Origin of the sequence: Mesorhizobium sp. B2-4-7, from assembly GCF_006442685.1 — a bacterium.
GTDB lineage: Bacteria > Pseudomonadota > Alphaproteobacteria > Rhizobiales > Rhizobiaceae > Mesorhizobium.
The window spans coordinates 1,074,501-1,098,163 of record NZ_VFVH01000001.1; the positions used below are offsets into that span (position 1 = coordinate 1,074,501).

A 23,663-nucleotide genomic window follows, 5' to 3' on the forward strand; every position below is an offset into this window, starting at 1 on the left:
CCACCCCCATCGGCCCCGTTGTTATGTGTTATTTTTGCTACATGTCGCTGCTCATGACTGGGAAAACCCATTTAGAGTCGCCTAAATTAATATTCGCTCACGTATTTTCTGAATATATCGGGTAATTCGGCAATGGTGGGCCTGGGGTTGGCCCGCTTAAGCGCCTTGAGGAAGGCGTTGGGGAAACGGGTGGGCTAAATGAACAGAACTGGCATGTCGGCCATAGGCAAGCGCCTTGGTCTTTTGATGGCGGCTACGATGCTGACTTGCGGGGGGGCGAACGCCCTCACGCTCAAGGAGGCGGTGGCGGTAGCGGTCGAATCCAATCCGGAGATCGGCCAGGCCATAGAAAATCGCGAAGCGATCGAGTTCGAATTGCGTCAGGCAAAGGGCCTCTATTTGCCCAGCGTCGACCTGCAGGCGTCGGCTGGCGCTCGTCGTCTCGACAATTCATCACGGCGCGCACTCTCGATAGAGGACGACGCGCTTTACCCGGCAGAAACAGACCTGACCGTTTCGCAGACGCTCTATGACAGCGGCGCAAGGCGCGCAGAATTGAACCGCCAGGCCTCCCGCGTCGATGGCGCGTCGTTTCGGGTGCTGGAACGGTCGGAATTCATCGGTCTCTCTGTTGTCCAGGACTACCTCGAATACATGCTCCAGGCTTCGATTGTTGCCGAGGCAAAGAAAAACCTGGGCTTCCATCAAGCAATCCTCCACGACATCCAGGAAGGCATTGCCGGCGGCGGGTTGAACGAAGCCGACCGGCAACAGGCCGAGGAGCGGCTGTTCGCGGCCAAGGCCCGCATGCAGGAAGCGTCGGAGGAACTGGAGGCCGCGCGGATACGGTTTTTCAAGACCGTCGGCAAGCCGCTGACCAATGCAGCGAGGCCGGCCGACGTGTCCGGCACGCTGCCAAGGTCGCTGGACGATGCGCTGGGCCTTGCGCGCGAGAGCAACCCGCGCGTCCACATGGCCAACAGCGATATTGCCGCGGCGGCCTCGCTGGTGGACGCGGCGCGGGCGAAATACGGCCCTTCGATCATTGCCGAAGGCTCTGCCCGGGCGGGCTACGACATTGACGGCGACAATGGAGACGCATCCGATCTGCAGGCACGTCTGGTGTTGCGCTGGAATCTCTATCGGGGCGGCATCGACAAGGCCAATGAGCAGGAGCAGATCCGCCGCACCAGCGAGCAGCGGCTCGCGATGCACCAGGTTCTCCGAGAGATCGAGGAAGCCGTTCGCACGTCATGGGATCGTCGCTTCCGGCAGGCCGATCTGGCCAAGACCCTGAAGCTACAAGCAGTCTCCAACGAAAAGCTGGTCGCGTCCTATCGCGAACAGTTTAAGGTCGGTCAGCGCTCGTTGCTCGACGTGCTCGATGCGCAGAACACGCGATTCAACACCGCGACACTGGCCGAGACCGCGTCCTACGCATCCCTTTTCGCGCAATATCGGCTTCTGGCGGCGACCGGGCAGTTGCTGAAAACGATGGACGTCCACCCGCCAAAACAGGCTACGGCATACGCGCGAACCGAGTTCGCCGCGCCGGAAACGGCCGACACCGAAACCTATGCGCGCACGCCCTCGGAACAGAAAAACGACGTGCCGTTCGATATTCTGGCACCGGTCAGGAAAAAATAGGCGGGCCTAAGGATCGATCGAGAGTCCCCGCGGGCGGATCGTGAACCAGCAACCCAACATTCTGTCACCGAAAGAGGCTTTCAAGGCCTGCTTTTCGGCCGTCGCCGCATATCTCGGCCGCCCCAGCGCCGAAACCGTGCTCTTTGCCGGCGTGCCGCTGGCGGAAACGCGCATCGACATCGACGCGATCCGGCATCTTGCCGAGCGCGTCGGCCTTGAAATAACCGAGTTCAGCCATCGCGACTTTGTTCGGGGGCGCATCGACCTCCCCGCGATCGTCTTTCGCGTCAGCCAGCTGCCGGTCGCGCTGCTGGCCGATGGTGAAGCCGGCGAATATTTCACCGCTCCCCAGGAGGACGGGCGCACCACGATCAGCCGGTCGGAACTGGCCAACAGCTATATCAGCGGCGGTGCGTCCTTCTCGATCACCTACGCCAACGCGACGGAGGCCATGAGCGTCGGCTCGGCGCCGAAAATCGAGCGGCGACATTGGCTGACGGGAACGATGGGGCCGTTCTGGCGCACCTATTCGAAGGTTGTCCTGTCGGCGGTGTTCATCAATCTGCTCGCCATCGCCTCGCCGATCTTCACCATGAACGTGTACGACAGGATCCTGCCGAACAAAGCGATATCGACGCTCTGGGTGCTGGCCATCGGCATCGGCGCGGTCATCCTGTTCGATCTGCTGCTAAAGACCTCCCGGGCATCGCTCATCGACTATGCCGGGCGCAAGGCGGATCTGCGCATTTCATACATGCTGTTCGAGAAGGTGCTGAACTCGTCTCTGGCGGCACGGCCGGGCTCGACGGGCGAATACGCAAATCGCGTGACCCAATATGAATTCGTGCGCGAATTCTTCACGTCCAACACCATCAGCGTGTTCATCGACACGGCTTTCGTGTTTGTTTTTCTCCTCGTCATCTATGCGATAGGCGGCTGGCTGGTCATGATACCCGCGCTGGCCTTCGTCGCGTCGGTGATCGTCGGACTGGTCACGCAGCGGCGCATCGGCAAGCGTGTGGCGGCCTCCATGAACGAGGCCTCGCAGCGCCAGGCGCTGCTGGTCGAATCCATTTCCACGCTGGAGACGATCAAGTCGCTGCGCGCCGAAGCCTACCTGTTGCGAAAATGGGGAGAGCATTCCAAAAACGCCTCCAACACCTCCGAGAAGATCAAGCAGCTTTCGGCCGCCGCCGGCAATATAACGCAGGCCATCCAGCAGCTGGTCACCGTCGCGCTGGTGGTGGCCGGCGCCTACGCCTTCTCCGAAGGACATGTCTCCACCGGAGCCATCATCGGCACCGTCATGCTGGCCAGCCGGGCTGTGGCCCCGCTCGGGCAGATCGCCATCACCTTGTCCAGATTGCGCCAGGCCATGCTCTCTTTGCGGATGGTGAATTCGATCATGGCTCAGCCGGAGGATCGTCCGGACACTGTGGGCTTCGTCAACCGGCCCATCCGCAACGGCGCCATGGTGTTCCGGAACGTCGGCTTTACCTATCCCGGCTCCGAGAACGAAGTCCTGACCGGCCTGAATTTCTCCGTGAAGCCGGGGGAGCGGATCGGCATCATCGGCCGCATAGGATCGGGAAAGACGACGATGGGGCGGCTGATCGGCAGGCTTTTCTTGCCGAGTTCCGGCGAACTGCTGCTGGACGGCATCGACATCCGTCAATACCACCCCTCCGAGGTTCGCGCCGCCGTCGGCATCGTCGCGCAGGCGAACGATCTGTTTTCAGGCACCATCAAGGAAAATCTTTTGATGGCCTGTCCGGAGGCGACCGATGAGCAGATCGTCGAAGCGGCCAAGGCCGCCGGCGTCGACGATTTCGTCTCCCGCCACCCGCGTGGCTATGACATGAATGTCGGCGAGCGCGGCACCAATCTCTCGGGCGGCCAGAGACAGACGATGGCGATCGCCCGGCTGTTGCTGACGAAACCGAAAGTCGTCTTCCTGGACGAGCCGTCCGGCTCGATGGATCTGGCTTCCGAGCGTCAACTGATCAAGCAGCTCAAAGTGGCTTTCGATCGAAACACCACGCTGATCGTCTCGACGCACCGCTTCAGCATGCTCGAACTTGCCGACCGGCTTATCGTCATCGAGCAAGGCAGGATCGTTGCCGATGGACCAAAGGACCAAGTGATACAGGCGCTGCAGAAAAAAAGCACCTGAAGAACGAAAACTATCAAAGTATTCAATGCGTTGGGGCCGTGGGAAATGCTTGCAAGAGAAGACCGGCCGCCGCTCTTTGCGTCGGCGTCCATATTTATCATAGGTGCACTCTTCGTGTCTTCCGTTGCTTGGGCGTCCTTTGCCGAGGTGGATGAAATCGCACGCGGCGACGGCAAGGTCATACCTGCTTCCAAAACGCAGATCATCCAGGCCAGCGAGCCGGGCGTCGTCCAGGAAATTGCCGTCAAGATCGGGCAGGTCGTGAAGAAGAACGACCTCATCATCCGCCTCGACAATACGTTCAACACCTCCAGCCTTGGCGAGCAACAGGCCAAGGCACGGGCATTACAGACCCGCATTGCACGGCTGAAGTTCGAGCAGAGCGGCGATCTGCAAGGCGAATTTCCATGTCCAGCCGAAATCCAGAAGGTCGCCCCGGAAATCTGCGACAACGAGCAGAAGCTGCTCGTCGCCCGCCGCGACAACTTCGAAGTCAAGCTGTCGGTTCTCAAGTCGCGCCTCGATCAGCGCGAGAAGGAATTGGACGAGGCGACCGCCAATTCCGATCGCCTCACGAAGAATCTGGTCGTCAGCGACCAGGAGGCAAAGCTGGTCGAAGCCATGGTCAAGAAAGGCCTGATGGCGCGAACCGAGCAACTCCGGGTCGAACGCGAGCAGACCGAGCTCAATGGGCAGCTGACGCTTGCTGGAGAAACCACCAAGAAAGCCAAATCGGCTATCACCGAGGCCCAGCTTCAGGTCGACGAGCTCGGCCTGCAGCTGCAACAAGAGGCGCTGAGCGACCTCACGCAGGCGCTGGCTGACCTCTCGGTGGTCGATGAAACCATTCGCGGCGCGACCGACAAGGTGGCCCGCACCGACATCCGTTCTCCAGTCGACGGTATCGTCAACACGCTTGACATCAATACGGTTGGCGCCTTCGTGCAGCCCGGCGCGGTGGTCGCCGGCATCGTTCCGACTTCGGAGACCTTGCTGGTCGAAGCGCGGGTTTCGCCCCGCGACGTTGCCTTCATCCGGCCGGACCAGGAGGCGCTGATCAAGGTCACCGCCTATGATTTCTCGATCTTCGGCGGCATCGAAGGCAAGGTCTCGAACATCACCGCCGACAGTCTCGTCGACCAGAAGACAGGCGAGCCCTATTATCAGGTGCGCGTCGCGACCGACAGGTCGACGCTGACTCGGGATGGCAAGACCTATTCCATCATCCCGGGCATGATCTGCTCCGTCGACATCAAGACCGGCCGCAAGACGATCCTGACCTACCTGCTGAAACCCATCAACAAGGCACGAGAGGAGGCGATGAGTGAACGATAGCGCCACGCCTCCCGCTGTTCTCGAGCGGTTGCTCGTGCCGATGGCCACGGAAGACCTCGGCATGGAGTTCCGGGTTGTCGCGCGCCGCGGCATCCGCCGCGGCATCCGCCTGGAGCGGACGTTCTGGACGTCGCTCAGGCAGATGGCGGAAAGCCGCAAATGCACGATCGGCATGCTTGTCGATGAGATCGCCGAGAGCCAGCCTCCGGCCGGCAATCTGACGTCGGCGATCAGGGTTGCCTGCATTCGTGACTTGACGGAAGAAAACCTGACGTTGAAGAGGCTTGCGTCGATCAGGACGATCACCGCGATACTGGTCGCCTGCCCCTCGCCCGCCTTCGCCCTTTCATCGTCGAAAAAGATCCTGACCTTCAACGCTCCGTTCCAACAATTGGTAAAGCGCCAATTGCCGACGGCGCCGAGCGATGACGGGCGTCAGGATCTCAGGCTGGCGCTCGATCTCAACGTGGCGGACATCTTCGCGCGGCTGGATGCCAATGGCGAGATTCCGGTCGCCAGCGGGTTCGTCATCGGCGCCGGCGAACGCCGATATCGCGGCCAATTGAATGCCGTGCGAGCACCGCTGGTCGGGCAGGACCTGCTGATGGCATTCGTCAGCGGCTAGCAGCAGTTCCAGGAAAAGTGCGAAACGCTTCCCGGGAAAAGCGTGTAGCGCTTTCCCTTGGGAATTGCGCAAAACAAAGAGATAGAGCGGTTCGGCGTTTTCCATAAAAGCCGGCGAACCGCGGTTGCTCACCGACGGGCAAGCGCTCCAGAAGCCGTGTCGGGCTGCAATCCCTCGCCGGGCGCGACGCCTGCAAAACCGCCCTTGATCTCCGCGACCTGCGCGCTGCCCGATCTCGAACCATGGATCCAGGCTCGGTCCGTGCTGAAGGAATAAAGCGGCACATAATCGGGGAGATCGCTGTCGCGCAGCACGGTGTTGTTGAGGCTGTCGAGAATGAACACGCCACTTGCCGTGCTTACCGACAGGACCGCATGGAAGAATCCCCGCCTACGATCCTGGAGAACAACCAACGCCATGCTTTGCGCGGGGATGCCGGCCCTCAGCAGCGCCGTCATCTTCAGTATGACGAAATCCTCGCAGTCGCCGGCGCGCTTATCGAGCACCTCGGTGGGCTTTGCCCAGTAATCGAGCTTGCCATAGATGACGCTGTCCTTCCTGTAGGCGATCAGGTGATTGATGCCGCTGTTGACGAATGACAGTTTCTCGCTGAACCCTTTGCCCTGTGCCGACGAGATCAGCCTGGCAAAAGCCGCACTCTTCTGCTCGCAGGCACTGCCCGCCGAGCAGCCGACAATTGCCTGGTAGACCGGTGCCCACCGCGCGGCGACGGGAAAGTTATGCATGGACAACGCGACCGAGCCGAACACGCCGGGGATAATCGTTGCCGTCTTGATGGGATCAATTCCGACATTCGCAGGCGCCGGCGCAACGCCCGCTTGGGCATCGTCGATCGTGTAACTCATGGAAACCAGGTCGGGCTGGTATCCTACCGCCGGTCGCCAAGGCTGGAATCTTTCCAGGGAAACGCCGCCCAGGCTGGGCGGCATCCGCACGTCTTCAACAAGCCCGCCGACCGAAGCGGTGCCCTCTAAATGGACGCTCGCGAGCGATGGCTGCGGCAGGCCTGCGAGGCTGATCGTCAGCAAGAGTAGCTTGAGGCCGGCTGTTCCCGGCGCGGTTTTTTCTTTTTTCATAACGCCCACCTTTTGACTGTGGACGGTACCGATCTTGTCTCAAATTATTGGCAATGAAGGTAGATAATGGCGACGAAACTTGTTTCCGCTATTTTTCGTAAAATTTTATTTGAATTTATACTTCTATTTACCATACAACAGGGGGCGAGGCCTCATCCGCACCGGCACATATCGACTTATATAACAGAATATATGCTCCCAGTTTACCACGCGTAAAAAATGCCATTGTAGGCATATAATGGTATATAAAGTAGATTGACGGACGGTTGCAAAGTAATGGTTGCCGCTGTCTCTTTCGGGGAAATGCCGGAGGGGTACAAGCAATGACCATCAATAACGAATTGGACGCCGTTTCGGGTTCGTGGGGCGAGCATTCCATGGCCAGTGAACGTCACGACCAGACCTCGCCGGCAGAGTTCCAGGTCGCACAGGCGGCTTCGACGCAACAGGCCGCGCCGGCAGCGGCCGAACCAGTGCCGGTCGATGTGGGCAGTGGCGCGCCGGCGGAAGCACCCGCGGAGGCGAAGGCCCAGGCGGCAGCCGCGCCGCACGAATACGTCGCCGACGCCGGCAACGTCGTGAAGCTTCCGGCGAACGTCTCGATCGACAACATCAAGGTCGACGGCCACAATCTCGTGCTCGAACAGGCCGACGGCTCGGTCATCGTGATCAAGGACGGCGCGCTCAACGTGCCGACCTTCGTCCTTGGCGATGTCGAGGTACCGCGCGTCGCCTTGATCGCCGCGCTCGAGGCGAGCCATGTGGATGTCGCCTTCGGCGCCGATGGTTCGATGTCGGCTGGCCCTGGAGGTTCGACCTCGAGCGCCGGTGGAAATTTTGAAATTCCTCCTGGCGGCATCGGCGATGGATTTGATCTTTCGGCGCTCTTGCCGCCGACCGATCTGCAGTTCGGGCAGGCCGAGAGGCGGGAACTGTTCCTTCCCAATGCGAACCCGGAATTTGGCGATCTCACCGTCCGCGTGTCGGAAGAAGGGCTTTCCGGCGCAAACCCGGACGGCGATCCCGGCTCACCCTTCGACGAATCGAATCTTTCGGTGATCAACGGCAGCTTCGGCGCTACGGATCCCAATGGCGATCCGCTGACCTACGGCCTCGGAGTGCCTGCCACGACGCTTACCTCGCACGGCACCGACGTCGTGTGGGAACTGGTCGATTCGACGCATCTCGTCGGCAGGGTCGGATCGGACGTCGTGATCAGCGTCACCATCACGGATGCGAGCACGGGAACCTTCCAGATCGCCCTGCTCGGTCCCCTCGACCACCCGCTGGCCGGTTTCGAGGATGACCTCTCCATCGTCGTCCCGGTTACCGTGCAGGATCCGTTCGGCGGCTCGGCAACGGCCAACATGACCGTGATCGTCGAGGACGACAGCCCTGCCCTGACGGTGGGCAACACGGCAGCCAGTTCCGCGGTGCTCGATGAAACCAATGCCGGTTCGCCGGCCGGCTTTCCGATCGATGTGACGAGCGCCAACCCGATTATTTCCGTTGCATCCAATTTCGGTGCCGACGGGGCCGCCGCCGGCGGCGGCATCGCCTATACGCTGGGCCTGACCGGCAATGTCGCATCGCTCGATTCGGGCCTGAAGACGGCCATTGGCGATTTTGCGATCACGCTGCAGCAGACCAATGCGACGACGGTCACCGGCATTTATCAGAACGGCGGCACCCACACCGCCTTTACCATCGTCATCAACGGCAATGGCACGCTTACGGTCACCCAATACGCTCCGCTGGAGCACACTGTCGATGGATCGAGCGCTGCTGCCCATGACGACGTGCTGACCCTCTCGGGCAAGATCACAGCCTCGGTGACCGTCACCGACTTCGATGGCGACAGCGCATTCGGCGGTGCCCAGATCGGCGGCGCGATCCAGTTCCACGACGATGGACCTTTGGTGACAGTCGTCGCCGACGCCGGCGCCGTGGTCTCACTCGACGAAACGCAGGCCTTGAGCATGGCGGCTGCGATCAACACAGGAACCATCGTCAAGGGCGATGATCCCGATATCGGCGGTACCGGGGCGATCACCTCCGGCACCAGCAACGGCGCCCTGGTCAATGTGACGGCGCTGTTCGGCGGCGACGGCCCGGCGGCAAGCACCGCCACCGTCTATCAGCTGAGCGTCACGAACGCCGTTTCCGGCCTGACCGTCACCGACGGCTCAACGATCACCTTGCAGACGCTTGCGAACGGAGTGGTTGTCGGAGTCGTGCAGGGCGGCGCGTTCAAGGGCGAGGCCGCGTTCGCGCTGTCGATCGATCCGGCCACCGGCAAGGTGACCGTCGAGCAATATCTGTCGCTCCACCATTCCGACACCGGTAATCCCGACGACACGGTTGCACTCACCGCCGGCTCGCTGGCCGTGAAGGTCACGATCACGGATAGCGATGGCGACTCCGCCAGCGCCAGCGCCGACGTCTCGGGCCAGATCAGTTTCGACGATGACGGGCCGAAGGTGACGGCTGTCGCCGCCACCGGCGTTACGGTAGCGCTTGACGAGACGGCGACCGCGAGCACCCCGGCTGGGATCGACACTGGTACGGTCACCAAGGGCGAGGATCCCGATGTCGGCGGCACCGGCGCGATCGCGCACGGCACCAGCGACAGTGCCTTCGTCAACATCACGGCGCTGTTCGGCGCCGACGGTCCGGCCGTTTCGGGCAGCACCGTCTATGCGCTGAGCGTGACCAATGCGGTCTCGGGCCTTGCCGTCACCGACGGCTCGCTGATCACCTTGCAGACGCTGGCCAATGGCGTCGTGGTCGGCGTCGTGCAGGGCGGAACGTTCAATGGCGATGCGGCGTTCGCGCTGTCGATCGATCCGGCCACCGGCAAGGTGACCGTCGAGCAATATCTGTCGCTTCATCATTCGAACGCCTCCAATCCGGACGACACGGTGGTGCTGGGCTCGCATTCGGTCGCGGTGAGCGTGACCGTCACCGATGGCGACGGCGACACCGCCAGCGCCAGCGCCGATGTCTCGGGCCAGATCAGCTTCGACGACGATGGTCCGAGCCTGACCATCTCGCAGCCGAACGGTGCCTTGAACGGCCTGTTCCTGGACGGCTTCGTCCCCAATGGCGACGCCTGGGGTGCGGGCAGCGGCACCACGACCGGTCCCGCCGGCGCCTGGACCGTCACGGCCTCGCCTTACGAGGGCGCCAGCAGCATCGAATTGCAGAAGGTCGGTGACGGCTATCGCGGTGCAGACAGCCCGACCAACAGCGTTATGGTCGACCTCGAGGCCAGCCCCGGCAACATCCAGATCTCGCAGACCATGCTGCTCAGCGCCGGCGAATACCGCATCTCCTTCGAGATCGGCGCCGCCAACGACACCAGCCTCCCACACAGCGCCAAGCTCGAAGTGCTGTGGAACGGCGTCTCGGTCGGAACCTATGATCCCACGTCGGGCGTCATGCAGACCATCGCCATCGACGTCACGGCGACGGCCGGCGACAACTCACTGACGTTCCGTGAAATCGGCGAAAAGGGCGACAATACCGGCACCTTCCTTGCCAACATCAAGGTGGGCGACATCATCGTTATCGACGAGACCGCAGGTGTCGATGCCGATTCCGACGACACCACTAATCAGGCCGTCAAGGACCTGTTTATCGGCGTCAATGCCGGGACCGATCCCGACATGCCGCTGCACCAATATGCGCAAGGCAGCGGCGGCGTCGTGAACGCCACGGCGCTGTTCGGCGCCGACGGCGCGGCAGCGAGCAATTCGCTCGTCTATGCGCTCACCCTTGCCAGCAATACGGGCGTGGATTCCGGCCTGAAGACCACCGATGGCCACGCAATCTCGCTGTTCAACGACGGCAACGGCCACATCATCGGCGTCTATGACGCCAACAACAACGGCGTTACCGCCACCGACAAGGTCGCCTTCGCCCTGCATGTCGATGCCGCCACCGGCCAGGTCGCGGTTGCGCAATACGTCTCGCTCCAGCATCCCGACACCAGCAGCAACGACGAGGGCATCGCGCTCGGCGCCGGCTCGGTCTCGGTCACCGTCACCGCGACCGATGGCGACGGCGACCACATCACACAAAGCGCCGACATCTCCCAGACCATCGTCTTCGAGGATGACGGGCCGAAGGCCGTCGGAACCGCCTCGATCACGGCGAATGTCGACGAAGACGGGCTTGCCGGACACAACCCAGATGCCGGCAGGCCGGGTGAGACGGGAGCGATCGGCCTTTCCGCGACCGTCACGGGCGCTGCCGGCGCGCTGACCGCGCTCGTCGACTTCGGCGCCGACGGCCCGGGCGCCCAGGCGTTTCATCTTGCCTCGACGGCCGTGCCGGCGGATTCCGGCCTTACGTCGCAGGGCGCGCATGTGCTCATCGTATCCGATGGGAGCACCTTGCATGGTTATGCCGAGGCAGGAAACGGCGCCGGATTCTCGGACGGCGACCGCGAGGTCTTCCGGCTGACCGTGAGTGCCGACGGCTCCTACGTCTTCACGCTCAAGGATCAGATCGATCATCCCACGCTGGACGGCCAGGCCGGAGACAATGGCGAAAACCAGCTGACGAGCCCGATCGATCTTTCCTCGTATATCGTCGCGACCGACGGTGACGGCGACTCCATCTCCCTTGGCGCCGGGACCTTCCTGATCCAGGTCCTCGACGACATTCCGGTGCAGACCAGCGCCACCGTCTCCGGCAATGTCGGCGAGGACGCGCTTTTGCTGGCGAACTCGAATGGTCATTCCGTCGGCAATCCCGACGGAGATGGCCTCGGCACGGTCGCGACCGGTTCGCTGAGCTCGCTGGTCTCCGCCGGGGCGGACGAACCCGGTTCCTTCTCGCTGATCCAGAACCCCGCTGGCTTGCCGGCGGCGACATCGAAGGGCGAGGCGATCGTCTACCACGTCGACGGCACGGTGCTGACCGGCTATGTCGAGAGCGGAACACCCGGCCTCGATGCGGGCGACCGCAAAGTCTTCACCCTCGATGTCCAGCCGAACGGCACCTACACCTTCACCTTGCTGGACCAGATCGACCACCTGCCGAACTCCCCCGCCAACGATGACAACCAGAAGCTGGTGCTCGACTTCACACATGCGCTCCAGTTCACCGACGCCGACGGCGACACGATCGCGATCACCGGCGAGACGACGACCACGACAGCCACAACAGGCATGAGCCTGCATTCCGGCCATTACGGCACCTATACCGTGGGCGGCGTTACGTTCGACGGACTAACGTTCAATGGAGCCTTGGCTCACGATTTCAACAATGGCGCCGGGAGCGATTCCTTCAACGTTTCGGGTCAGGGCGTCGGCATCGGCGACAATCATATCCATGACAATGAGGGCTTCATCTTCTCGCGGCCCGGCACCGACGCGGTGAGCTTCACCATCAACGGCAACGGTTCGGGCACAATTTCCTGGGAAGCCTACAATGGCGCCGGCGTGCCGGTTTCCGGGAGCTCCGGTTTCCAGATAGGAACGATGACTGTGCCGGCCAACGGCTCAGTCGTCACGATCGACCCGGCGGGCACGTTCGACCATCTGGTGATCCGCTTCGATCTCGACAGCGGCGACAAGATCCGCGCCGAAAATTTCCTCTATACGTCGACCACCACCACCAGCGGCGGCGTCTTCACCATTGGCATCGAGGACGACATTCCGGTAGCGCTGAACGGCAGCGCCAATCTTCCGACCGTCTACGAAGACACGCTGACCGGCCTGTCGAGCGGAAATTCGGAAGGCGGCAGCCAGCCAACCTCGGTTACGTTTGGGGCATCGGCCTTCGTCCCACTGCTTTCGATCGGCGCTGATGACGACGCGACTTTCTCCTTCAACGTCGAAAAGAATGGAACTCAGGCGGGCGTGTCGTCGGGGGGATCGGCGGTTCATTTCGTTGTGGGTGTCGATGCCGTCGATGGTGTCGCGGCGGACGGTCGCACCGTATTCACGATTGCGGACAACAACAACGGCACCTTTACGCTGACGCTGCTCGATCACCTCGACCATAGCCTCAATTCCGGCGACAGCGGGACGATGGCGATCGACATCGGCTCGCTCTTCAAGGCGACCGACTTCGACGGCGACAGCGTCAACCTGGCCGGCACGTTGAACATTGTGGTCGAAAATGACAGGCCAGTGATCGCTGCGGCGGAGGCCACCGTGGCGGAAAGCACCGCAGCGGGTTCCACAAACGCATTCAACGCGGCCTCCGCGACCGGCTCGCTGGGAATCTCGTGGGGAGCCGACGACGCCAATCCCAACAGCGGCATTCACGACCGCTCGGTTACCTTCAATCCGGCGTTGGCCGGCGTCCAGGCTGGCCTGACGTCCAATGGCGATGCCATCACCTACACTCTGTCCAGCAACGACACCGTGCTGACGGCGACCGCCACGCACAACTCGGTCATCCGCACCATCTTCACCGTGTCGATCAACGATCAGACTAACGGCAACTATTCGTTCAACCTGCAAGACAATATCGACCATCCGGCTGGAGCCGACCACAACGACAAGGCCCTGTCCTTCGACTTCACCGCGACGGATTCGGATGGCGACAGCACGTCGTCCACCTTCACCGTGCATGTCACCGACGACATTCCGGTCGTCACCAGCCCCGCGGGTACGGGCAATGTGTCGGAGAGCCTGCTGCCCCTGGTACAGCCGACATCCGGCGATCTCAACATCGACTGGAATGCGGACGACAAGGGATCGAGCCATCTCGAATTCGCGCGCGGTCCCGGCAACACTCTCATGGCGCCCGAAGAGCTGACCTCGGGCGGCGTTTCGCTGGAGTACACAGTCCGTCTTGCCGCCAATGGCGTCGATGAGGAACTCGTCGCCTTCAAGCAAGGCGACACCGTATCCAATCCCGTCTTCATGGTGACCCTGAACGGCGTGGGCACCCCGACCTTTGTCTTCACCCTCTGGCAGCCGCTTGACCACGACCACACCGGCGGCAGCGACGCCTCGCTGCCGCTCGGCTTCACCATCAAGGCCGTCGACGGCGACGGCGACTCCGTCACCCAGAGCTTTACGGTCAATGTCGCGGACGACGTGCCGGCCGCAGCGATGAATGCACAGGTCCAGCTCGATGACGACGGGCTGGGCGGCAATCCCGATGGCACCGGCGATGTCACTCCCGACACAGCCCACACATCCGGTACGCTCGGTCACAGCTATGGCGCCGACGGCGCCGGTACGACGCTGCTCACCGGCGCGACGCTGCCGGTTGCGGGCGGGTTCTCGGTGACCTCGAACTCAGGAACCGACCTGATCATCAGCCAGGTGCAGAACAGCGTCGTCGTCGACGTGCTGAAGGTGCATCTGGCCGACACCACATCCGGCGCCTACACGGTCACGCAGCTTCATGCGATCGAGCACCCTGCCGGCGACGACGAGAACAATCTGCAGTTCGGCGTCAACTACACCGTCACCGACGGCGACCACGACACGGCCACCGGCACGCTGTCGATCGATGTCGATGACGACACGCCGACGGCAAGTGTGAGTGCCTCGCAAAACGTCGCCGAGGGCACAACGGTCACCGGCGTGCTGGACTTCGTCGCCGGCGCCGATGGTGCGACGGTGACGCAGATCAACGGCAAGACCCTGGTGTTCGGCGCCGATGGCTACTCGCAGCCAATCGTCTTCGAGCACGGCACGATGGCGGTCATGGCGAATGGCAGCTACACATTCACCGCGCAAGGCGACGACGTCTATCTTACTGGAGGCACCGCAACCGGCACCTTCACCGTAAAGGATGGCGACGGCGATACGTCGACCGCCAACTTCGGCTTTGCGATAAACGACACCACCAACGACACGACGGTCAACCTTAGCGCCTCGACGGTGTCGGAAGGAGCGGTGGCCAACTACGTCTTCACGGCAACACTGTCGAACGCCTCCCAGGGCGTGACCACGATCACAACCAACCAGGGCGACATCACGATCGCGAACGGCCAGACCACCGGCACGCTGACGATTGCCTCAGGCAATGATGAGGACGTCTATCTCGACGCGTCGAGCCGGACCGCGACCATCATCAACACCAGCGGTGGCAATTTCGAGCATCTCCTGGTCGGCGCCGCAACGGCGACGGCGCAGGTCACCGACACCACAAACACGGTGACGGCGACGCTCACGTCCTCAACAATCTCGGTCTCGGAAAATGGCGGCTCGATCCTTTATACGGTGACGCTGACCGGCACTCCTGGTTCGGTCGCACCGACCGCACCACTGACCTTCACGCTGGCCAATGGCGAGACAGTGACAGTCGCCACCGGCGCTACAACAGGATCCGTGACCCACACCTACACGGACGCCCAGATCACCGACCAGGCGAATATTTCCAATTCGATCGCGTCGGTGCAGTCGGGGGGCAGCGAATACGAGCATCTGGTCACGGCGGGCTCGACCACTGTCGACGTCAACTACTTGACGACGCTTACCGGTCTGACGCTGCAAGCTTCGGGCGGGGATACGTTCGTCGATGAAAAGGGCCTGGATATCCGTAGCGGCGAACCTGCGGGATCTGGCGAAAACGACAACAATCCGGCTACCAATGTCGATCCGTCGGAAAGCAACACCGGCGCCTTCGGTTTCACATCGCCCGACGGCCTGGTCACGCTGACGATCGGGACCACAGCGCTGACCTTGGCGGAGTTACAGGCCGCCTCGCCCGGAGCGCCGGTGACCATCTTGGGCGGCCCGGCCTACGGATTGCTCCAGGTGACAAGCTTTGTCGGAGACGCGACCGGCGGCACGGTGACCTACAAGTTCACCTTGCTCGACAATGTCACTCATCCGAATACAACGGCGGATGCGACGCCCGGTGACCGTGGCCTCGAGGATCAGGTGTTTGCGAACTACGGTGTTGTCGTTACAGACACCGACGGCAGCAGCACCACCTCTTCGCTGGACATCGCGATACGCGATGATGGCCCAACGGCCCACAATGACACCGATTCCTTCGGCACTGGCATCATAGGCAGCTCGATCCTCGGCAATGTGACAGACGGCGCCGGCACCAACGAAGGTCTGCACGGCACCGGTATCGACACCCTGGGTGCCGACGGCGCCAAGATCAGCGGCGTTACGGGCGCTGGCGGATCGGACACCGATGTGGCTGGCGGCGGCTTCGTCGTCAGCGGCCAGTTCGGCACGCTGGCTCTGCAGGAGGACGGCAGCTACGTCTATACCCGTGTCTCCGGCCTGGCCGGCAGCGACGTGTTCACCTACACGCTGAAGGACGGCGACGGCGACAGCTCGACCGCGACGCTGACCGTCGGGCTCGACAGCACCGGTCAGCCGACCGCCACCTCGTCGAGCATCGTGGTCGACGAGGACGATCTTGCAGCGGGCGTCCACAACACCAACAGCCCGGGCGACGATACGACTTCGAACCCTGCGAACATGTCGCTTGGCAGCTATGGGCCGGACGGGCATGGCTCGCTCAGCTTCGACGTTGCCAATGGCGACACCGTCATGGACGGCGCTTTCACAGTGAAGCATGACGGCGTCGCGCTCCACTATTACTACGACACGGCCTCACACACCTTGTACGGCACGACCGACACGTCCGGCGCGACGGCCGCAGCCAACCACGCCGCCTTCAAGATTGAGGTCAACCAGACAGCGGCGACCTATAACTTCACGCTGCTGCAGGAGGTCGATCACCCGCAAGGCGGCGGCGAGAACGACATCAATCTTTCGCTTGGGTACACCATCACCGACTCCAATGGCGACCACGCCAACGGCACGGTCGGCATCAAGATCGACGACGATATGCCGGTGGCGAGGCCGGACACCGTGCAAGTAGACGAAGGCAGCAAGCCGACGCTCAATGCGATCCTCGTGCTCGATCTTTCGCTCAGCATGAACAGCGATCCGGATGGCGCGGGCGGTTTCACTACCCGGCTTGCACTCATGCAGGCGGCGGTCCAGAATTTCCTGAGCAGTTCGACAGTGATCTTCAACCAGATCACGATCTATTCATTCGGAGTAGGAGCCGAGCTCGTCGGCCAGTACACGATCGGTGAAAGCAACTACATCCAGAGTGCCATCAACACCGTAAACGGGTTCAATTCGAATAGTCTCTCGGCTGGCACGCAATATGACTCCGCCGCCAACCTGATCGACGGCAGAAGCAATAGTGCCGATCGCTACGCGAATTTGCCGCATCCCACGGCAGACGCCACCAACATCTACTTCCTGAGCGACGGCGACCCGCAATCGGGAGCGAGCCTGGATGCGAACGAGCAGAGCAGCTGGAGTAATTTCCTGGCCAGCAGCCATGTGAACCAGGTCTTCGCGCTTGGCTTCAGCGATATCGCCAATACAAATTTCCTGGCGCAGATCGCCTCGCGCCCAGGCGATATTGCCGAAGCGGTGACGGATCCGACCGAGCTCTCATCGACGCTGGCGGGTGCGCTGCCATCGTCCGCCTCGGGCAGCATTCTTGCCGATCATGGCCTTGGCGTCGACGCGTTTGGCGCCGACGGCGGCCACATCCAGTCGATTGCGATCGACGGTACGACCTATACGTTCAATGGAACGAACGCCATCAGCCTTTCCGGCGCATTACCCGGCGCGCATCTGCTTGCAAACGATGGCAAGTCGATCGAGGTGACCACGAGCGCCGGTGGCAAGCTGACATTCTATTTCGCCGACGAGGGTATCCATCATGCGGGCGACTACGACTACACCGCACCGGTGAACGTCAATGCGGACAAGATCGAGACATTCCACTATGTCCTGGTGGATGGCGACGGCGACACGGCCGGAGCGGATCTGCAGATAACGGTTCTGGATATCCCGAACGCCGCACCCGTCATCACCGCGCCCAATGGTGGCAACGATTACACCCTCAGCGTGCCGGAAAACACGACTGCGGTGACTGACATCAACGCGACCGACGCCAATGGCGACGCGCTGACCTATTCGCTCCTCGGCACCGCAGGCACGGATTTCGCCAAGTTCTCGATCAATGCATCGACCGGCGTGCTCACCTTCCTCTCGGCACCAAACTTCGAGGCGCCGACAGACAACGACAGCAACAATTCCTACGTCGTCAACGTTCAGGTTTCGGATGGCCACGGCGGCACGGACACGCAGCAGATCACGGTAAACGTCACTGACGTTGTGGAGATTACAACTGGCAACGATTTCGTCCGAACCAATTTCGACGGCGTTCAGTTCACTGTGCCTGAATGGGCTTTCCTGCACAATGATACAGGGGCAACCGACATCTCGGCAGTCTCAAACGTCATCGGCCTTACGGTGAACAATTCGTCGAACACGATAAGCATCGATGACGGAAACAATGCCGATGGTGGAACTTTTGATTACACGGCGACGAACGGCACTGGAACAGACACCGCAAGCGTGCAAGTCTTTAACCGCAACGGCGGCGGCGACATAGCGGGGACAGCTGCGAACGAAATCCTTGTCGGCGACGGCAATGGCGATATTTTCGACGGAGCTGGCGGTGTCGACATAATATTGGCTGGTGGCGGCAACGACATGATCGTGGCCGATCAGAGCGACTATGTGATCGACGGCGAAGGCGGAACAGACACCCTGCGGGTCAGTGCAAACTTCACCAGTGCGTCTGACGCGCAGATCGTCAACGTGGAAAATGTGACGTTGACAACTGCGGCGATCCTCGATCTGTCCAACCAGACAGAGAGCTTCAAGATCATCGGCTCTTCGGGCGTTGATACTATCGTCGGCGGTGCAGGTGCAGACACCATCAACGCCGGCGGCAGCAACGACATCCTCACGGGCAATGGCGGGGCGGATCAGTTCCGACTGGCGACGAATACGGGAATGGATACCATTACCGACTTCCAAGCTGGAATCGACAAGATTGGCTTCCTCGAAGGCACAGGACCCGGTGCTGTCAACTTCGGCATCTCAGGAACAGCGACCGGACAACCCCTTACCAACAGTGATGGCAATTTTACCGCCCGATCGAGCATCGGTGCTATCAACACTACCGACGACAATCAGCTGGTGCTGATTACCTCTTCGACTGGCCAGACATCAACTCAAATCGCTGCCGCAACTGCCGCTGCTACAAACACCTATGTGGCTGTTTTCAATTCGACCCTTGGCGTCGGACAGATTTGGCATGACACAGACTGGAGCAACACTGGGAGCCGAGTTCTTGTAGCGACGTTGAATGGTGTTACCGCTACGCAGATGGCAGGCCTGCAGGCCTCTGACTTCGTCGCCTACAACAGCGTCACCGACCCCATCATCCTCGACCTCAACCACGACGGCTTTGCCTTCTCCGACCTCAGCCATGGCGTCCAGTTCGACATCAATGGCGATGGGGCGAAGGATCAGGTCGCCTGGAACACATCTCATGACGGCATGCTGGCGGTGGATCTCAACCATGACGGCAAGATCGACGACGGCACCGAGCTGTTCACGCCGAGCTTCGGCGGCGGCAAGTTCGCCAGCGGGGCGGCGGCACTCGCCTCGCTCGATGGCAATCATGACGGCGTCATCGATCACAATGACGCCGCCTTCGACAGCCTGCTGATCTGGAAGGACGCCAATACCAACGGCGCCAGCGATGCCGGGGAATTGTCGCACCTCGCGGATAACGGTATCGTCTCGATCAGCACGGCGGCCAGCCCCGCCGTGGGCGAAATCGACGGGCAGACCGTGACAGGCAACGGCACGTTCCAGATGGCCGACGGCACCACCGGCAACTATGTCGAGGTCGAACTCGACACCTCGCTCGGTGCCCCCGCACAGCCGACCGTCGCCTCCGACGGCACGAAGACCTTCGCCATCGGCTCTCTCGAGGTGACCGACCTGATCGCCGACTTCCATGACGGGGCCAAGGGCGACCAGATCGATCTTACGGCATTGCTGAAGGGCCTGGCCGGCGTCACCGATCTCGAAGCCGGCGGCTTCGTGGAGATCGCGCAGTCCTCCGCCAATGCGGCGAACGCCGAGGTCAAGGTCGACACCAATGGCGGCGGCGACAACTATCACACGGTGGCGGTGCTGGAGAACTATACGTTCCACAGTGCCGCCGAAGCGGTCAAAATACTCTATGACGACAGCCATGGTACCAAGCAGGACGTAGCCTAAGGGGCGAAAGGAACGGGGTAAGCAACATGAACAGAATCTTGCGGGTGGCTTTCGGGGCCGGGCTGCTGTCGATCTTGTCGACGGGCCTCAATGCCGCCGACATCATCGAAGGACCCACGGGCGATTATTGCGGTGTCGTCGGCACCTCCAACCTGGTGCTGAACGACAACATCGTCGATCTCAGGGATCAGGTGGTGAAGCTGATGGACGAGTCGGTCGCCGTCGCCAACAGCTCGGAGTGGATCAATTCGTCCCGGCCGGTTTTCGTCTGGGCCTCGGAAGCCAAGGTCGCCTGCGGCATGGCTTACGGCTATCTCAAGACGAACTACAAGGACGAGGACACGCTCAACAAATGCGAGTGTTTCCACGATCGCATGGTCGAGTACATGCACTGACCGGATAGGCAACCTGCGCCTGTTGGCCACCATGGCAGCGGACGGATCAACTCCTGAAGGCGATCGCCGTGGCCGGCATTGGCCAAGTCGTCACGCTGGCTTGCGCCGACCGGCTGGAGCAGCCTCCCATGGCACAACGTCGTCCGGCTCGGCGCAGCCGATCCATTGTGACGCAACCGCAGTGTGGCATGCGACAGACATTCAAGGCGTTCGCGAGCTATCAGCCGACCGCGCCGTTGCCGATGGCGACGTTCGGCGTTTCCGCGTTTTCGTCGGACCGCGATACCTTCTCAGGGCAAGCGCGACGGATCGGGGCGCTGAGGGCTCGGCTCTTCGGCGGCTGAAGAAAAACAGGACGGCACGACCAGTTCGCCGTAACATGCGTCGGAGACCAGACCGGGAATAATAAACCGGCGGTGAACAGGGTGGGACAATCATGGAAGCTGGCCGACGGGTCCGTGGGCTGAAGATTTGGGCAACCGCCTTCGCGCTCGCTGCGGTATTGTCGGGCTGCCAGTCGAAGGGGGGCGTTACCGAAGCGCTCGATCCGGCGGCGATTGCCGCGCCTGCCGGGCAGGACGGCGCCGCGGCCGCCGGCCGGGTCGAGGCAACCCAGTCGCTGGGTACCGGTTCGACGAAAATTACCATGCTGCTGCCGTTATCCGCCCCGGGATCGGCGGGGCAAAATGGCCGCAAGATGCTCGATGGCGCCAAGCTCGCGATGACCGATATCGGCAATGGATTGCTTACGCTGACCGTGGAGGACACCAAGGGCGACAACGCACAGGCCGGCAAATTGGCGCTGCAAGCCCTGACGACCGGCACGAAAGTCGTCATCGGGCCGACCGAACTGCCGGCAGCCCAGCATATCGCCACATTGTCGGGATCGAAGCGGCCGCCCGTGCTGGCGCTTGCCGACAATTTCGCGGGCGGCGCCGGTGTTTATGCCGTGCGCCTCAGCGAAGCGGACAGTGCGGCGGCGGGCGCCGCGGGCATCGCCGCGAAAGGCGGAAAAAAATTCGTACTGTTTGTCGCGGGTGGCTCGAACGCCAGCACGGTCGAGAAGCGGGTCGCCAACAGTCTCAGCATCTATGGCGCGACGCTCGCCGTCACCGTTCCATATTCGGCCGGCGAGGGCGCCGCCAAGGCGGTCGACGAAATGGCCTCGCTCGTGGACACTCCCGACGCTGTCATCATTGCCAGCGGCGATGCCAGCCCCTCGCCTATCCTTGCCGCCCTCAAATCAAAGGGCATTGCGGGCAAGGCGACCTCCGTCGTCGGAACCAGCCGTTGGCTGGAGCATCCCATGGAACCATCGTTCGAGGGAGCCTATATCGCAACGCTCGATCCGGGCGAAACCGGGCCGATCGCCGATCGCTTCAGGACGACATACAATTATCCCGCCGACGTCAACGTAGCCTACGCTTATGATATGGTTGCGCTGACTGCAGGAATTGCCAGCGCGGTCGGACCTGACGGTTTCAGCAAACAGGTGCTCGAAAATCCGAGTGGATTTCGCGGATCGACCGGCCTGTTCCGCTTTCGCGCCGATGGATCCAGCCAAAGATCGATGCCATTCTATCGGATAGAAAAGGGTGCGCTCAAACTGGTTGCCAAATCGACCTCGGGGTTCTGACCGTCCGGTAACGAACGCTGTGCTGGCCCGCCTGGTCATTACGGTCGGAGGCCTCGAGCTGCTGTTCGGGATTGCCCTGATCATGCATGCCGGAGCCTTGCTTGCGACCGACAGGCCTGCCCTTGGGACTCGTGTCGAGAATGCCGGGCAACCAGCCCGGTCGCAGACGACTGTTCTCGACGGAAGATGGCGAGAAGCGCGCAGGGTTGCCGAGGGCATTGTCGCGCTGCCGTCGATTGACCTGCCCGAGATCGAGCGGATCGAAGCCCGGCCGCCGCTCGGCGACCTCGGCCTCGCCGTGCCCCCTAAAGCGCCCATGCCAGATGACTGGCGCGAAACCCTGCTCTTCCGGCCAATGGCAACGTCATCGGCGACTTTCGAATCCATGGGACGCAAAGTGGCCGTCAGTGGTGTGGCCAGCATAGAACCGGAAGCCACCTGCTCGTTTCACGATGTCGCTTGGTCCTGCGGCCAGCGCGCACGCGCCGCCTTCAACTCCTGGCTGCGTGGGCGCGCGCTGAAGTGCTTCATGCCGCCGGAGATCGAACGTTTTGCCATTGCCGCGCCGTGTAGCCTTGGCAAGCAGGATGTCGGCGCCTGGCTTGTGTCCAACGGCTGGGCGATCGCGCTGCCCACCGGCATCTATGGCAAGGCGCAAGCAGTCGCCGAGGACGCGGAGGTGGGAGTTTTCGGCCCGCCGCGATAGGCGAAATCGATTCACGATTCGCACATCGATCAAATTGTATGGTTTGCCGCAACTGAAATTGCGCATGCCGGCGCTATGCTCGCCGATCTGACAGGAGATTGGTAATGGCACAAGCCGAAATGACCGCCACCGAGCCGGTATGGAAGGGTGTCGCGTGGCTCGCCTTCCTGGGGACCGTTGGCAGCCTTGCCCTCTCCGTGGGCCTCAATTACTTGCTGTTGTTCAGCGAGGTCTTGACGCCGTTCGGGCGCAGCATGGTCACTGCGGTGCTGCTGCCTCTGATCATCGGTCTGCCGCTTTTCGTATTGATCGGCTTGAAGCAGGCCCAGATCCGCGGCTACCGGCGGGAGTTCAACAGGGCCGAAACCTATGACAGGGTGACAGGCTGCCTGAACGGCCCGGTTTTCACCTCGATGGTCGAGCGGCGCGCGGCCAGGCCGTCAGCGCCAGGGCCGCGCTCGGGCGCCTTCCTGGTGATTCATGCCGAACACCTTCGCTCCATAAATCTTCGCTTCGGCCCAGATTGGGGCGATGAGGCCTTGCGGCTCGTCGCATCGGCCATTCAGTCTTCGGTCCGCAAGGAGGATATGGTAGGTCGCATAGGAACATCGATGTTCGGAGTCTTTCTTCCAGGTACGACCGAAGCGGAGGCCGCAGAAATTGGCGAGCGCATTCGGGCAAGCGTCGCGCGGGTCTATTTCGCGCCCAAGGGGACCGAGGACGTTCTGGCGATCAGCCTGGGAAGCACCGTGTTTGAAACCGAGCTTGGATTCGAGGACATGTTTCGCTCAGCGGAAGCGCAATTATCCGCCCGCGCATCCGCCGAAACGCGCCCTACAGGTCTCCAGTAGGCCGCTTTAACCTTGGCGAAGCCAATAACTGGCGGCAAATCGACGTTTGGACACATTCCTAAAGCTCAGCGAGCAGGGCCGCT

Annotated in this window: 11 protein-coding genes; 10 read left to right on the forward strand and 1 reads right to left on the reverse strand. The window is 61.8% G+C overall.

The window, feature by feature from the left end; genetic code table 11:
• The first annotated feature begins 198 nt into the window (after positions 1 to 198).
• From FJ946_RS05370 to FJ946_RS05385, 4 genes are read left to right on the forward strand one after another with little or no spacing between them, the layout of a single operon-like run.
• On the forward strand, positions 199 to 1,647 hold the full coding sequence (locus tag FJ946_RS05370; protein WP_140564443.1) for a TolC family protein: 1,449 nt from the start codon (positions 199 to 201) through the stop codon (positions 1,645 to 1,647).
• A 40-nt stretch (positions 1,648 to 1,687) separates the two neighbouring features.
• Entirely contained in the window at positions 1,688 to 3,820 is a 2,133-nt protein-coding gene (locus FJ946_RS05375; RefSeq protein ID WP_140564444.1) for a type I secretion system permease/ATPase, read from the forward strand.
• A gap of 45 nt (positions 3,821 to 3,865) precedes the next feature.
• Positions 3,866 to 5,155, forward strand: coding sequence for an HlyD family type I secretion periplasmic adaptor subunit (locus FJ946_RS05380; protein WP_140497322.1), 1,290 nt, complete (start codon positions 3,866 to 3,868; stop codon positions 5,153 to 5,155).
• Positions 5,145 to 5,780 (forward strand): ribbon-helix-helix domain-containing protein, encoded by a 636-nt coding sequence (locus tag FJ946_RS05385; RefSeq protein ID WP_140515174.1) that lies wholly within the window; start codon positions 5,145 to 5,147, stop codon positions 5,778 to 5,780. Before FJ946_RS05380 ends, FJ946_RS05385 begins: the two co-directional genes overlap by 11 nt.
• Positions 5,781 to 5,908: 128 nt before the next feature.
• Here the strand turns inward: FJ946_RS05385 and FJ946_RS05390 are convergent, their stop codons facing one another.
• On the reverse strand, positions 5,909 to 6,877 hold the full coding sequence (locus FJ946_RS05390) for a transglutaminase-like cysteine peptidase (RefSeq protein WP_140515173.1): 969 nt from the start codon (positions 6,875 to 6,877) through the stop codon (positions 5,909 to 5,911).
• Between the two features lie 323 nt (positions 6,878 to 7,200).
• Between FJ946_RS05390 and FJ946_RS05395 the strand changes: the two genes are divergently transcribed.
• The 6 genes from FJ946_RS05395 (at position 7,201) to FJ946_RS05420 (ending at position 23,580) form a co-directional block, all read left to right on the forward strand.
• Complete coding sequence (locus FJ946_RS05395) at positions 7,201 to 19,992, forward strand: DUF5801 repeats-in-toxin domain-containing protein (RefSeq protein ID WP_140732202.1); 12,792 nt, start codon at positions 7,201 to 7,203, stop codon at positions 19,990 to 19,992.
• A 26-nt stretch (positions 19,993 to 20,018) separates the two neighbouring features.
• The gene (locus tag FJ946_RS05400) at positions 20,019 to 20,387 is read left to right on the forward strand and encodes a hypothetical protein (protein ID WP_140498145.1); all 369 of its coding nucleotides are present in this window, start codon (positions 20,019 to 20,021) and stop codon (positions 20,385 to 20,387) included.
• Positions 20,388 to 20,455: 68 nt separating this feature from the next.
• Complete coding sequence (locus FJ946_RS05405) at positions 20,456 to 20,731, forward strand: hypothetical protein (RefSeq protein ID WP_140498147.1); 276 nt, start codon at positions 20,456 to 20,458, stop codon at positions 20,729 to 20,731.
• 92 nt (positions 20,732 to 20,823) lie between these two features.
• Positions 20,824 to 22,023, forward strand: coding sequence for an ABC transporter substrate-binding protein (locus tag FJ946_RS05410; RefSeq protein ID WP_140566645.1), 1,200 nt, complete (start codon positions 20,824 to 20,826; stop codon positions 22,021 to 22,023).
• Positions 22,024 to 22,042: 19 nt separating this feature from the next.
• Entirely contained in the window at positions 22,043 to 22,729 is a 687-nt protein-coding gene (locus FJ946_RS05415; RefSeq protein ID WP_140566642.1) for a thermonuclease family protein, read from the forward strand.
• 104 nt (positions 22,730 to 22,833) lie between these two features.
• The gene (locus tag FJ946_RS05420) at positions 22,834 to 23,580 is read left to right on the forward strand and encodes a GGDEF domain-containing protein (protein WP_140566639.1); all 747 of its coding nucleotides are present in this window, start codon (positions 22,834 to 22,836) and stop codon (positions 23,578 to 23,580) included.
• The last annotated feature ends 83 nt before the right edge of the window (positions 23,581 to 23,663 follow it).

Coding starts and splice junctions, on each gene's coding strand:
- FJ946_RS05370 (WP_140564443.1), top strand. CDS start 199: ATGAACAGAACTGGCATGTCGGCCATAGGCAAGCGCCTTGGTCTTTTG.
- FJ946_RS05380 (WP_140497322.1), top strand. CDS start 3,866: ATGCTTGCAAGAGAAGACCGGCCGCCGCTCTTTGCGTCGGCGTCCATA.
- FJ946_RS05390 (WP_140515173.1), bottom strand. CDS start 6,877: ATGAAAAAAGAAAAAACCGCGCCGGGAACAGCCGGCCTCAAGCTACTC.
- FJ946_RS05395 (WP_140732202.1), top strand. CDS start 7,201: ATGACCATCAATAACGAATTGGACGCCGTTTCGGGTTCGTGGGGCGAG.
- FJ946_RS05400 (WP_140498145.1), top strand. CDS start 20,019: ATGAACAGAATCTTGCGGGTGGCTTTCGGGGCCGGGCTGCTGTCGATC.
- FJ946_RS05410 (WP_140566645.1), top strand. CDS start 20,824: ATGGAAGCTGGCCGACGGGTCCGTGGGCTGAAGATTTGGGCAACCGCC.
- FJ946_RS05420 (WP_140566639.1), top strand. CDS start 22,834: ATGGCACAAGCCGAAATGACCGCCACCGAGCCGGTATGGAAGGGTGTC.